The organism is Variovorax beijingensis (assembly GCF_003951285.1).
Taxonomy (GTDB): domain Bacteria; phylum Pseudomonadota; class Gammaproteobacteria; order Burkholderiales; family Burkholderiaceae_C; genus Variovorax; species Variovorax beijingensis.
The window spans coordinates 386,633-399,245 of the sequence record NZ_RXFQ01000001.1 but is presented as its reverse complement, the minus strand read 5'-3'; the positions used below and the strand labels follow the sequence as shown (position 1 = coordinate 399,245).

Genomic DNA, 12,613 nt, shown 5'->3' with positions numbered 1-12,613 from the left:
TTCCTCCTCATCCTCATTCATCCATCCGGAACACGAGACCACGATGCCGCAAAGCGCCCAGCACTACCTCGAGTACATGAGAAGGCACGCCGCCGAATTCGTCACGGTGCGCCAGCAGATCCACCAGAACCCCGAGCTCGGCTTCGAGGAATTCGGCACCAGCGACCTGGTGGCCGAGCGCCTCGCCGCCTGGGGCTACGAGGTGGAGCGCGGCCTGGGCGTGACCGGCCTCGTGGGCCGGCTCAGGCGCGGCAGCGGAACGCGCGCCATCGGCATCCGCGCCGACATGGACGCGCTGCCCATCGAGGAGAAGACAGGCCTTGCCTACCGCAGCGGCCGGCCCGGGATCATGCACGCCTGCGGCCATGACGGCCACACCGCGATGCTGCTCGGCGCGGCCAAGTACCTGGCGCAGCACGGCGAGTTCTCGGGCACGCTGAACCTCATCTTCCAGCCAGCCGAAGAGGGCATGGGCGGCGCCGTGAAGATGATGGAGGACGGCCTGTTCGAAAGATTCCCCTGCGATGCGGTCTACGCCATGCACAACTCGCCGGGCCGCCGGCAGGGCACCCTGATGTTCCGCGAAGGCGCGGCCATGGCTTCGTCGGACTACGCCACCGTGACGCTCACCGGCGTGGGCGGCCACGGCGCCATGCCGCACCGCACGGCCGATCCGATCGTTGCCGCGTCCAGCATCGTGATGGCGCTGCAGACCATCGTCTCGCGCAACGCCGATCCGCAGGAGATGTCGATCGTCACCGTGGGCGCCATCCACTCGGGCAAGGCCAACAACGTGATCCCCGAGACCGCGGTGCTGGAGATCAGCGTGCGCTCGCTCGACCGCGAGGTGCGCGCGCTGCTCGAAAAGCGCCTGAAGGCCATCGTCACGGCGCAGGCCGAGAGCTTCGGCGTGAAGGCGCACATCGACTACCGCAAGGGCTACGCCGTGCTGGTGAACACGACCGAGGAAACCGAGTTTGCGCGCCGCATCGGCTATGAACTGGTGGGCGCCGCGCATGTCGAGCCGCAGGGCCCGGCCGTGACCGGCAGCGAAGATTTCGCGTTCATGCTCGAGAAGAAGCCCGGCTGCTACCTGTTCATCGGCAACGGCGCGCACGGCGAACACGGCGGCTGCATGGTGCACAACCCGGGCTACGACTTCAACGACGGCAACCTGCCGATCGGCGCGGCCTATTGGGCGCTGCTGGCCGAGAGCTACCTGCAGTAGCAGGCAGGCAGTTGGGCCCGTTCCCTCAGCGCCGGGGAACCGTCACCGCGCCCACGTGCATCGAGCGTCCCGCACCGAGGCCCGCCATCACCAGCGCAATGCCCAGCCCGATGAAAAGCCATGACGACGCGCGGAAGCTGCCGGTCCAGCCGTGCAGCAGGCCCGCCATCAGCGGCCCGCAGGCGGCCACGAGGTAGCCCACGCCCTGCGCCATGCCCGAGAGGTGCGCCGCCACGTGCGAATCGGGCGAGCGCAGAACCATGAACGTGAGCGCCAGGGCAAAGGTGCCGCCCTGCGCAATGCCCAGCAGCACGGCCCACAGCCACACGCCGCCGAGCGGCGCGAACAGCATCGCCAGCATGGCGGCCACGGTGACGATGGCCAGCACCACCGCCAGCCCGCGCTGGTTGCGCAGCCTCACGGCCACCGCGGGAACGACCAGGCAGGTCACCACCTGCGTCATGACCGCCAGCGACACCACGTAGCCGGCCGTTTCGCCGCCGAGCCCGCGTTCGCGCAGGATGGGCGCGAGCCAGCCCATCACGGTGTAGGCCAGTGCCGATTGCAGGCCCATGAAGAAAGTGACCTGCCAGGCCAGCCGGTCGCGCCACAGCCCGCGCACGGTGAAGCCCGATTCGCTGGCCACCGGCTTCAGCGGCAGGGCCTGCGGCGCCCAGATCAGCGTGACCAGCAGGGCCGGGACCGCCCACATCGCGAGCGCATAGGTCCAGCCGCCGCCCAGCGCATGCTCGAGCGGCACCGTGAGGCCCGCGGCACTGGCCGCGCCGCCGCACACCGCCATGGTGTAGAGGCCCATCATCAGCGCCGCCTGCTTGGCGAAGTCGCGCTTCACGAGGCCCGAGAGCAGCACGTTCGACACCGCGATGCCGCTGCCCGCGATGGCCGAGGCCACGAACAGCAGCGGGATGCTGCCGGTGCCGCGCAGCAGCGTGCCCAGCAGGATGAGCACCATGCAGGCAAGCAGCGTGCGCTCGGTGCCGAAGCGCCGGCCCAGTCCCGGTGCCAGCGGCGCGAACAGGCCCAGGCAGACGATGGGCAGCGTGGTCAGCAGGCTCGCGGCGGTGGCCGAGAGTCCGGTGGCCGCGATGATCTCCGGCAGCACCACCGACAGGCTGGCGAACACCGGGCGCAGGTTGAAGGCAATCAGCACCACGCTCGCGCCCAGCAGGATGCGGCGGCCCAGGCTGCCCGCGGGCGTGGGGCGCGGCGCGGGCGTGCTGTCGGCCTCGGGGTCGATCAGCAGCTCGTCGGCGGCGCGGGCCGCCCGGAACGCCACCGCGCTCATAAGGCGACCTCCGTGCTGCGCACTGCGATATTCGCCGCGGGAGCGGCCCGGCGGCTCATCGGACAAGCTCTGCGTCTTGCGCCAGCGCATCGATCATGGGCGACATGAAGGCGCGCACCGCCTCCGCGGCGCGGTCGGGGTCGCGGCTTGCAATGGCCTCGACGATGGTGACGTGCGCGGCCGTGTCGGGTTCCGGCAGGCTGGAGCCCATCGTGCTCGCGATGGTTTCCTTGATGTAGCCTGCGATGAAGCGGCAGGTTTCGGCCAGCGCCAGGTTGCCCGAGATGTCGACGATGGCCAGGTGAAAGGCCAGGTCGCGTTCGATGAAGCTCGCGCCGCCGTCGCTCGGGTCGGGCACGCCGCGTTTCTCGAGCAGGGTCTTCAGGTTGCGCAGGTCCTTGGCGGTGTGGCGCACGGCAGCCAGCCGCGCGGCCTCGACCTCGAGCGCGCGGCGCACCTCGAACTGGTCGCGCAAACTTGCGCGCCGCATCTTCTGCAGGCTGGCCGAAGGGTCGAAGCCCGAACGCACATAGGTGCCCGAACCTTGCCGCACCTCGAGCAGGCCGCGCGAGACCAGCGTCTTCACGGCTTCGCGCACCGTGCCGCGGCTGACGCCGAGCAACTGCGCGAGCTGAGGCTCGATGGGAATGCGCGATCCCACGGCCCAGCGGCCCGCCGCGATTTCGGCACGGATGCTGTCGGCTGCACTGTCGGCCAGGGAGGTTCGGGGGGCTTGGAGGAGCATATGAATAAGAAAGGCCTAATTCATTGAATCATTGGATGAATTCTCGCTCGGCTTCAATGCCGCAGTCGAAGGCAGGGGGATTGGGGGGGCTTCCCGGCCGGCGCAGCCGCCGGCAGCCGCGTTCATCGGCGCGCGCTTTTCGCGACCACGCCCGCGCCGCGCACTTCGAGCTTGCGCTGGTCGACCACCTTGCCGGTGGCGTCGACGAGTTCGATCACGTGGCGCCCCGGCCACGGCAGCCACTGTGCGCTGTTGCCGCGCGCAAAGTGCTTGCCGTCGATGCGCCATTGCACGCCGCGGCCTTCGGCCTCGAAGCGCACGCGCTGGTGCAGCGGCGGAATGTCGGGGTCCAGCGCGATGATGGTGCCATCGGCCGGCGCGGTGATGCGCGGCGCGGCGCCGGCGCCTGCCGGCGTGCCGGCGCCGGCGTTGTCGAGCGCGAAGAGCGGCTGCTCCGTGCCCTGCAGGAACCATTCGCTGCGCGCCGCCTCGAGCGGATTGCCGTCGGCGCCGGGGCCGAACGTCACTTGCGCCTCGACCAGGCCGGCTGGCGGCCGGGGTGCGCGGCTCGGCTCGCGCGCGTGCAGAAAGCGCATCACCTCGGCCCACACCGGGGCCGCGCCGCTGGTGCCGCTCACGTCCCACATCGATGCCCCGCTTGCGTTGCCGACCCATACGCCGACCGTGTAGCGCTGCGACCAGCCCACGGCCCAGTTGTCGCGCATGTCCTTGCTGGTGCCGGTCTTCACTGCGGTCCAGAAGCGCGTGGAAAGAATGCTGTCGAGACCGAAGGTGCGCGTGCGGGCGTTCGCGTCGGACAGGATGTCGCCGACGATGAAGGCGGCGCGCGGGTCGAGGATGGTGGCGGCCTTGTCACTGGCCTTGTCCTTGGCAGCTGGAGCCGGCGCAGCGGCCAGCATGGGCGGCCCGTAGCGCCCGCCGTTGGCCAGCGTGCGATAGGCGTTGGTGAGCGACAGCAGCGACACCTCGGCGCTGCCCAGCGCAAGGCTGTAGCCGTAGTAGTCGCCGCTTTCGCGCAGCGGCAGGCCGGCCGCGCGCAGCTGGCGCGCGAACGATTCGGGCGACACCATCACCAGCGTGCGCACGGCCGGCACGTTGAGCGAGGCGGCCAGCGCGGTGCGCGCCGACACCGCTCCCTTGAACTGGCGGTCGTAGTTCTGCGGAATGTAGAGACCGCTCGCGGTGCTGATCTGCGCCGACGAATCGTCGATCAGCGAGGCAGCGGTGAGCCGCCGCTCGGCGATGGCCTGCGCATAGAGCAGCGGCTTGAGCGTGGAGCCGGGCTGGCGCAGCGCGGTGACCGCATCGACCTCGGCGGCCTGGCTCAGCGGCCCCGACGAACCGACCCACGCGAGCACCTCGCCGCTCGCGTTGTCGAGCACCACGAGCGCGCCATCCTCCACGTGGCGGCCGCGCAGTTCCTTCAGGTGGCGCTGCAGCGTGGCCAGCGCAAAGCGCTGCAGCGGTGCGCGCAGCGTGGTCCGCACGGCGGCCTGCCTGCCGGCGGCCTGGCGGGCAGGCGGCGCGGCCGTTTCGCCGGCCTCGCGCAGTTCCTTCAGCACACGCCGCGCCGCGTGCGGTGCAATGCCTTCGGTCGCATCGAAGGCCCGCCGCTGCAATGCCGCGCTCGTGAACATGTCGAGCGCATCGCAATCGATCTTCTGCCCTGGCTCCATCGCGCGCATCACCTCGCAGGCGCGCTGCGCCACCAGTGCGGGCCTGGCATTGGGCGCGCGCACCAGCGCCGCGGCCACGCTGGCCTCGCGCGCGTCGAGGCCGCTGGGCGCCTTGCCGAACAGCGTGCGCGAGAGCGCATCGATGCCCACGATCTCGCCGCGGAAGGGCACGGTGTTGAGGTAGGCCTCCAGGATCTGGTCCTTGCGCCAGCTGCGCTCCAGCTGCGTGGCCGCGACGGTCTGGCCGATCTTCTGCGTGAAGGTGCGCCCGCTGTTGGCGCGGCGCAGGTCTTCGTCGAGCAGGCCCGACAGCTGCATCGTGATGGTCGATGCGCCGCGCGTGCGGGTGTTCCACAGGTTGCCCCAGGCGGCGGACGACACCGCGCGCCAGTCGATGCCGCTGTGTTCGTAGAAGCGCCGGTCTTCGCTCAGCACCATGGTCATGCGCAGCGCGGGTGAGACATCGGACAGCGCCACCCACTGGCCGCGCCGCACGCTGGCATCGGTGCGCACGCGCTGCAGCAGCTCGCCGTTGCGGTCGAGCACCGCGGTGTCGGAAGGGCGGAACTCGCGCTTCACCTCATCGAAGCTCACGGCGCCGGCCAGCGCCGGCAGCGCGCAGGCGATGGCCGCCAGCACTGCGGCAAGGCAGCTGCGGCAGGCGGGGAAGGGCAGGCGGGACATGGCGGTGGGAAGCGGGAATTGGCGGCGTGGCGGCGCCATTCTCGGCGAAGCGGCCACGGGAACTGCACCTACTTGCGGACGGGTGCGCCGCCGCCTGTGGCCGCAGGAACTTGGCGCCAAAGTCTGCAGCACGTTCCACATCCTGTAACGAACTTCACCTTCCGGCCTCATGACGGATACGCAGCCGAGACGGAGGTGGCCTTCAATGCAGGTGCCGGCTTGCGCAGGCAAGCCGTCTTTCCAGAACTCCAAGGAGAAACCGAATGATGATGAAGACATTGGCCGTTCTGCTTGCCGCATCGGCCGCGCTGGCCGGCTGCGTCGTGGCACCTTACGACCGTCCGGCGCCGCGACCGAACTATGGCTACGGAGACCGCGACCGCGACGGCGTGCCCAACCGCTATGACCGCGATCGCGACGGCGACGGCGTGCCGAACCGCTACGACCGCAACCCGAACAACCGGTACTACCGCTGAGGGCGGCGGGCGCGCGCCTCAGGCAGGCCGGCGCGCGAGCAGCGCCCATACGCCCGCTGCGCTCAGCAGCGAGCCGCCCGCAAGATTGAAGCGCCGCTGCGCGCGCGGCGAGGAAAGCAGCTTGCGGGCCGATCCGGCGAACACGGCGTAGAGCGTGGCATTGAGCGCCGCCATCGCCACGAAGGTGGCCGCCAGCACCCAGAGCTGGCGCGTCACGTCGGCCGCGGGGCTCAGGAACTGCGGCAGGAACGCCACGAAGAACACGATGCCCTTGGGGTTCAGCGCCGTCACCAGGTAGGTGTTGGCGAACAGCCGCCAGCGCGAATCGGGCGCGGCGGGCGCGGCGATTTCGGCGCCGCCGATGCCCGCGCGCAGCAGCTTGATGCCGAGGTAGAGCAGATACAGCCCCCCCGCCCACTTCACCACCGTGAACCAGAACGCCGATGCGGCCAGCAGCGCGCCGAGGCCGAGCAGCGACACCACCAGCGCGGTGGAATCGCCGAGCGCCACCGCGGCCACCAGCGGCAGGTTGGCGCGCCGGCCGTGCGACATGGAATAGCTGATCACCGTGAGGATGGTCGGTCCGGGAATGACCAGCAGCACGGACGATGCGGCGACGAAGGCGAGCCAGAGTTCGAGGGGCATGGGTTCTCCAGAAGATGACGGATTTGCTGTCAGGTGCCGAAGCGCGCGGCGGACCTGGCCTTCGCGCGTGCGGCCTCGATGGCGCGGTCGCGCGGCTCGGCGGTGGTGACCAGCGAGCCGATCAGCCGTGCGGCGCTCGCGGCCACCTCGTCGACCGCACGCTCAAAGGCTTCCTGGTTGGCCTTGGACGGCACGCTGAAGCCGCTGAGCTTGCGCACGAACTGCAGCGAGGCGGCGCGGATCTCCTGCTCGGTGGCGGGAGGCTCGAAGTTGTAGAGGGTCTTGATGCTTCTGCACATGGCAACTCCTTCTGCCAGGGAATGCGCCAGTCTAGCGAAGCAGCGCCATCGCGTGGGCATCGTGGTAGATGCCGTCGACGAGGCTGGCGCGGCGCAGGAGGCCTTCGTGCTCGAAGCCGAATCGCTCGTACAGCGCCTTCGCATTCAGGTTGTCCGCGCGAACGGAAAGCTCGATGCGGGTCAGTCCGCGCTCCCATGACTTGCCGATGGCCGCCTGCAGCAGCTGCGCGCCGAGTCCGCGCCCGCGTGCCTCGGGCAGCAATGCGATGCCAAGCACGCCGATGTGGGCCCTCGAGTGGCCGAAGACCGGCGATACGTCGCACCAGCCCGCGACCTTGCCGCTGCCATCGCACGCCACGAAATGGGGAAAGCCCGCCGCCAGCACGCTGCGGTAGAAGGCCAGCGATTGTTCCCAGGGCGGCGCCTGCGTCAGCGCGAGGTACTTCTGTTCGCGCGCCACCGTGTCGAGCGCCTTGTGCAGGCTTTCGAAGTGATGCTCTTCGGTGGAGACGACGAAGTGCTTCATGCGCGCGGGACGTGGCGCGTGCTCATTCGATCAGCCCGCGCTCGAAGGCCTGCGGCTGGTTCTCGAAGATCGCCATCGCGGTCTTCATGCGCCTGAAGCCGAGCTTCTCGTAGAAGGGCTCCTTGCCGGCCACCGCATAGAGAATGATCTTGCGATGCCCGTGCGAGAGTTCCACCAGCCGCGAGACGATCTGCTTGCCAAGGCCGATGCCCTGGTGGCTGGGATGCACCGCCACGTCGCAGATGTAGGAGCAGTCGAGCCCATCGGCCATGGCGCGGCCCGCGCCGACGAGGCGGCCCGCGTCGAACACCAGGCACTTGAACATGCTGTTGCCGAACACGAGCTTCAGGCCGCCCGGCTGCTTGTTGCCCAGCGGTGCGGCCTGGTAGAGCCGCGAGAGTTCGTCCCAGTCGAGGCCTTCGAGCGAATCGCGCCATTCGAGTGTCATGAGCCTGCCTTGTCGTTGCCGTGAATGTGCCCGCTACCCTGCGGCGTTCAACCGAAGGATGGCCTCCGCCACCGCGTCGATGCCTGCGTCCGTCAGGTCGGGCGCCGCCACCTGCTGGCGCAGCGGCCATTTCTCGAAATGGCGCGCCTGCGAGCGTTCGTAGTGCGGATCGTAGTGAAGCGCCATCAGTTCGGCAAAGAGCTGCGGCAGGTTGCCCGCGAGCGCCCATTCCTGCCAGCGCTGCACCACCGCCTTGCCCTGCATTTCCTTGAGCCTGTCGAGCTGGCCCGCCAGCGCGGCGCGGTCGTCGCCCAGGTAGGCGTAGTCGCGCAGAAGGTAGTCGAGCCGCGCGGGCGCATCGGCCTGCACCTCGATGCAGTCGGCGCCGCGCATGTGCGCGACCAGCGGAATGGGCACCGAGAGCCGGCCGATGCGCGCGCTTTCGCCTTCCACGTAGAGCGTGCGCGACGTATCGAGCGCATCGAAGCAAGTGGCAATGCGCGTCTCGAACTGCTTTTGCGAGGGCTGCGGCACGCCGGGCAGCGCGCCCAGCAGCGAACCCTTGTGGCTGGCGCAATGCTCCAGGTCGAGCACCTGTTCGCCACGCGCGGCCAGCGCCTGCAGGATGCGCGTCTTGGCGCTGCCGGTGGCGCCGCAGATCACCTTGAGCCGGAGCTTGGGCACGGTGGCCTCGATCTGCGCCAGCACGTGGTGGCGAAAACTCTTGTAGCCGCCGGCAAGCTGCTGCGCGTCCCAGCCGACCAGGCGCAGCCAGGTCACCATCGAGCCGCTGCGCAAGCCCCCGCGCCAGCAATACACGAGCGGGCGCCAGCTGGCGGGCTGCTCGGCAAAGCGTTCGCGCAGGTGCCGCGCGAGGTTGGCCGCCACCATGGCGCCGCCCACGCGCCGCGCCTCGAAGGCGCCGGTCTGCTTGTAGATGGTGCCGACGATGCGGCGCTCCTCGTCGTCGAGCACCGGACAGTTGATGGCGCCGGGAATATGGTCGAGCGCGAACTCGGAGGGCGAGCGCGCGTCGATCACGGTGTCGAAGCGGTGCAGGTCGGCCACGCGCGTGGGCTGGTGGCGCGGGTTGTCGTGTTCACGCATGGGCCTGCCCCTGGTGGCGCCGCAGCCGGCCGCTTGCCGGGCCGGCACCGGCCGCCAGGGCGAACATTGCAATCGATACGGTCATGGCCTGGTGCGGTTGGAGGAAGGAGCGGACAACCGTCGATTGTAGAAACCCGGCCAGAATGCAGGGCAGGGGAGACACTGTCGTCTTCGGCTGCCAACGGCGGAGGTCGCATGATGCGCACATCGGTTCTGTTCATTCCGGTTTTCTTCCTCGGCGCGGCCGCCGCGGCCGTGGGCGCGCAGGCGGCCGAAGTGGTGCGCTGCATCGATGCGAGCGGAGGCATCTCCTACACCGACGGCCCTTGCCCCGCCGGCAGCCGGCTCTCGCGCCAGGTGCCCATCACCGAACCGCTGACGGTGACCCCGCCCGCTTCGCCCGAAGAAGCGCGCCGGCCGGCATATACGCCGCCGCCCCCGATCAGCACCGCGCCGCAGGGCCCGGCCATCATTCCGCGCCACGTCGACGAGCCGCAGCGCCCCGCGCCCGAATCGCCGCCGGTCTATACCTGGGGGCCGGACCCGTACTACGACGCCGGCCGCCCGATGGTTCGTCCCCCACGGCCTCCCCGCCCGCAGGATCCGGGACCGCCTCCGGGCCAGCGGCCCTGCCAGAATCTTGCGGGCATCAAGCGCAGCAACTGCTGAATCGACGGAGCCGATGCAACTTCGCCCCTGGACCGTGTATTGCGATGGCAGCGCGATGCCGAACCCCGGCCGCATGGGCGCCGGCGCGGTCATCACCGAGCCCGACGGCACCCGCCACACCCTGTCGCTGGCCGGCCATGCCATTGGCTGCAACAACGAAGCCGAGCTGAGGGCGCTCACCCTCGCGCTCGAGGAACTGAAGGCCAGGGGCGCGACCGCGGTGCGGGCCTATACCGACAACAGCATCCTCGTCGAGCAGCTCGCCACGCCCGGCGCCAGGCCGATCGCGCGCATGGCCGGGTTGTTCGACGATGCCCGCGCACTGCTCGGCTCGTTCGAGGAGGCGAGCCTGCGCTGGGTGCCACGGCACCGCAACCACGAGGCCGATGCGCTCGCGCGCGCCTCGCTGGGCTTTGGGCCGAAGCCGGCGGCCCGGACGGCGAAGAAGAAGCGGCGCTAGGACGTGCGCCGGCCGGGGCTTTGGAGAGAGGCCATATCATCCGCGTCATGACCGAAGCCAATCCTCTGCCTCCTCTTCCCCCTCTTCCCGACCACCTGTCCACCGACCCGCGCAGCCCCCACCACGTGGCGGCTGTCTTCGAGCACGACATCGGCATCCGCTTCAACGACAAGGAACGCCTCGACGTGGAGGAATATTGCATCAGCGAAGGCTGGATCAAGGTGCCCGCGGGCAAGACGGTGGACCGCAAGGGCAAGCCGCTGCTGATCAAGCTGAAGGGCAGGGTCGAGGCGTTCTACCGCTAGGAAAAGCGTGACCACGAGGCTCGCGCATCCATCGTCCGTCCTGGCGCTGGCGTTTCTCGCGGTCATCGGCATCGGCACGGGGCTGCTGATGCTGCCCATGTCCCATGCGGCGGGCGAGGGCGCGCCCTGGCTGGCGGCGCTCTTCACCGCCACCTCGGCCGTGTGCGTGACCGGGCTCGTCGTGGTCGATACCGGAACCTACTGGTCCGGCTTCGGGCAGGCCGTCATCTTGGGCCTGTTCCAGCTCGGGGGCTTCGGCATGATGACCTCCGCCACGCTGCTCGGGCTGCTCGTCAATCGGCAGATGCGCCTGCGGTCGAAATTGCTGCTGCAGGCGGAAACCCACTCGCTCGGGATGGGCGACGTCAGGAGCGTCGCGAAACTGGTCCTGATCGTGACCTTCGCGGTGGAAGCGGTTGCCGCGCTGCTGCTCGGTGCCCGGTTCGCCTTCGGCTACGGCATGGACTGGGGGGAAGCGCTGTGGCAGGGCGTCTTCCACGCCGTGTCGGCTTTCAACAATGCCGGGTTTTCGACCTGGAGCGACAGCGTGGTGCGGTTCGTGCACGACGCCTGGGTGCTGGGGCCGCTGATGCTGGCCATCGTCATCGGCGGGCTCGGCTTTCCGGTGCTGCACGAGCTCATCGGCCTGCGCCGGCGCCGGCAGGTCCAATCGATACACACGGTGCTCACCGTATGGGGCACGATCTTCCTGATCATCGCAGGCACGTTCACGCTGCTGCTGGCCGAGTCCGGCAACAGGGCAACCCTCGGCGCGCTGGACTGGCCCACGCGCGTGCTTGCGGCGGCCTTCACCTCGATCTCGGCGCGCACGGCCGGTTTCAATGCCGTCGACATCGGCGCGCTCTCCGTGGAATCGCTCAACCTGCACTACCTGCTGATGTTCATCGGCGGTGGCAGCGCCGGGACCGCGGGCGGCGTCAAGGTGACGACCTTCTTCGTGCTGCTGCTGGTGGTCTGGAACGAGATCCGCGGGCACCAGGACGTCGAGTTCCAGGGGCGGCGTATTTCCACCACCGTTCAGCGCCAGGCGCTGGCCATCCTGGTGCTCAGCGCGGGTGCCATCGTGCTGGCCACCTTGACCCTGGTGCCCATGACATCGCTGCCTTACGAGAAGGTGTTGTTCGAGGTCATTTCCGCCTTTGCCACCGTCGGGCTGTCGACCGGCATCACCGCCGAATTGCCGCCGGCGGGGCAGTTCGTCCTGGTCCTGCTGATGTTCGCAGGGCGCGTCGGCGTCGTCACCCTGGCCGCCGCCATGGCCGTGAACCACACGCGGCGCGGCTACCGTTTTCCTGAGGAGAAGCCAATTGTTGGGTAGTAGAAACAATGCAGACAGCGTGGTCGTGATCGGCCTGGGCAGGTTCGGCTCCGGCGTGGCGCGCGCGCTGGCGGAACTGGGGCACGACGTGCTGGCCATCGACACCGACGCCGAGGCGGTGCAGGCACATGCCGGCGTGCTCGGCCACGTGGTGCAGGCCGATGCCACGGACCTGGAGTCGCTCAAGCAGCTCGGCGTGAACGAATTCCAGCATGCGGTGGTCAGCATCGGCCAGAACCTCGAAGCCAGCGTGCTGACCATCCTGAACCTGAGCCAGATGGGCAACAAGGACATCTGGGCCAAGGCCAACAGCCAGCAGCACGGACGCATCGCCGAGCGGGTGGGTGCCCATCATGTGGTGTACCCGGAGGCAGACATGGGGCGGCGCGTCGCGCACCTGGTGACGGGCAAGATGATCGATTTCATCGAGTTCGAAGACGGCTTTGCCATTGCCAAGACGCGGGCACCGAGCGAGACCCATGGCAAGCCGCTGTCCGGATCGGCGGTGCGCACGCGGCACGGCGTCACGGTGGTGGGCATCAAGCGCCGCCACGAGGATTTCATCTATGCCAAGGAAGACACCGTCGTCAAACCCGGCGACCTCCTGATCGTGGCCGGGCCGACGGAGGCTGTGGAGCGGTTTGCCGCGCGGGTCTGAGCGGCCAGTGCGCGGCCGGGC

Annotated in this window: 15 protein-coding genes; 7 read left to right on the top strand and 8 right to left on the bottom strand. The window is 69.3% G+C overall.

The window, feature by feature from the left end:
* Positions 1-43: 43 nt before the first annotated feature.
* Complete coding sequence (locus EJO66_RS01935; protein ID WP_125964536.1) at positions 44-1,228, top strand: M20 aminoacylase family protein; 1,185 nt, start codon at positions 44-46, stop codon at positions 1,226-1,228.
* A 25-nt stretch (positions 1,229-1,253) separates the two neighbouring features.
* On the opposite strand, the gene EJO66_RS01930 is transcribed toward EJO66_RS01935, so the two are convergent.
* The 3 genes from EJO66_RS01930 to pbpC form a co-directional block, all read right to left on the bottom strand.
* Positions 1,254-2,534 carry a CynX/NimT family MFS transporter gene (locus tag EJO66_RS01930; RefSeq protein WP_125964535.1) on the bottom strand — a complete coding sequence of 427 codons (1,281 nt, stop codon included), beginning with the start codon at positions 2,532-2,534 and terminating at the stop codon, positions 1,254-1,256.
* 55 nt (positions 2,535-2,589) lie between these two features.
* Complete coding sequence (locus EJO66_RS01925; RefSeq protein WP_124957246.1) at positions 2,590-3,279, bottom strand: FadR/GntR family transcriptional regulator; 690 nt, start codon at positions 3,277-3,279, stop codon at positions 2,590-2,592.
* A 122-nt stretch (positions 3,280-3,401) separates the two neighbouring features.
* On the bottom strand, positions 3,402-5,660 hold the full coding sequence (gene pbpC, locus EJO66_RS01920) for a penicillin-binding protein 1C (protein ID WP_124957245.1): 2,259 nt from the start codon (positions 5,658-5,660) through the stop codon (positions 3,402-3,404).
* Between the two features lie 263 nt (positions 5,661-5,923).
* Between pbpC and EJO66_RS01915 the strand changes: the two genes are divergently transcribed.
* Positions 5,924-6,136 (top strand): hypothetical protein, encoded by a 213-nt coding sequence (locus EJO66_RS01915; protein WP_124957244.1) that lies wholly within the window; start codon positions 5,924-5,926, stop codon positions 6,134-6,136.
* An 18-nt stretch (positions 6,137-6,154) separates the two neighbouring features.
* Here the strand turns inward: EJO66_RS01915 and EJO66_RS01910 are convergent, their stop codons facing one another.
* Genes EJO66_RS01910 through mnmH form a run of 5 tightly spaced genes read right to left on the bottom strand, consistent with a single transcriptional unit; the run spans position 6,155 to position 9,161 of the window.
* The gene (locus EJO66_RS01910) at positions 6,155-6,781 is read right to left on the bottom strand and encodes a LysE family translocator (protein WP_124957243.1); all 627 of its coding nucleotides are present in this window, start codon (positions 6,779-6,781) and stop codon (positions 6,155-6,157) included.
* A gap of 29 nt (positions 6,782-6,810) precedes the next feature.
* Complete coding sequence (locus tag EJO66_RS01905; protein ID WP_124957242.1) at positions 6,811-7,080, bottom strand: DUF2277 domain-containing protein; 270 nt, start codon at positions 7,078-7,080, stop codon at positions 6,811-6,813.
* A gap of 31 nt (positions 7,081-7,111) precedes the next feature.
* On the bottom strand, positions 7,112-7,606 hold the full coding sequence (locus tag EJO66_RS01900) for a GNAT family N-acetyltransferase (protein ID WP_124957241.1): 495 nt from the start codon (positions 7,604-7,606) through the stop codon (positions 7,112-7,114).
* 22 nt (positions 7,607-7,628) lie between these two features.
* Positions 7,629-8,054: a GNAT family N-acetyltransferase gene (locus EJO66_RS01895; protein WP_124957240.1), complete on the bottom strand. Its 426-nt coding sequence runs from the start codon at positions 8,052-8,054 to the stop codon at positions 7,629-7,631.
* A 33-nt stretch (positions 8,055-8,087) separates the two neighbouring features.
* On the bottom strand, positions 8,088-9,161 hold the full coding sequence (gene mnmH, locus EJO66_RS01890; RefSeq protein ID WP_124957239.1) for a tRNA 2-selenouridine(34) synthase MnmH: 1,074 nt from the start codon (positions 9,159-9,161) through the stop codon (positions 8,088-8,090).
* A 198-nt stretch (positions 9,162-9,359) separates the two neighbouring features.
* On the opposite strand from mnmH, the gene EJO66_RS01885 reads away from it, so the two are divergent.
* From EJO66_RS01885 to EJO66_RS01865, 5 genes are read left to right on the top strand one after another with little or no spacing between them, the layout of a single operon-like run.
* Complete coding sequence (locus tag EJO66_RS01885; protein ID WP_124957238.1) at positions 9,360-9,830, top strand: hypothetical protein; 471 nt, start codon at positions 9,360-9,362, stop codon at positions 9,828-9,830.
* Positions 9,831-9,843: 13 nt separating this feature from the next.
* On the top strand, positions 9,844-10,290 hold the full coding sequence (locus EJO66_RS01880) for a ribonuclease HI family protein (RefSeq protein ID WP_124957237.1): 447 nt from the start codon (positions 9,844-9,846) through the stop codon (positions 10,288-10,290).
* A gap of 47 nt (positions 10,291-10,337) precedes the next feature.
* Complete coding sequence (locus EJO66_RS01875; protein ID WP_124957236.1) at positions 10,338-10,595, top strand: DUF3297 family protein; 258 nt, start codon at positions 10,338-10,340, stop codon at positions 10,593-10,595.
* A gap of 7 nt (positions 10,596-10,602) precedes the next feature.
* On the top strand, positions 10,603-11,934 hold the full coding sequence (locus EJO66_RS01870; protein ID WP_124957235.1) for a TrkH family potassium uptake protein: 1,332 nt from the start codon (positions 10,603-10,605) through the stop codon (positions 11,932-11,934).
* Positions 11,927-12,592: a potassium channel family protein gene (locus EJO66_RS01865; protein WP_240648497.1), complete on the top strand. Its 666-nt coding sequence runs from the start codon at positions 11,927-11,929 to the stop codon at positions 12,590-12,592. Before EJO66_RS01870 ends, EJO66_RS01865 begins: the two co-directional genes overlap by 8 nt.
* Positions 12,593-12,613 lie beyond the last annotated feature (21 nt).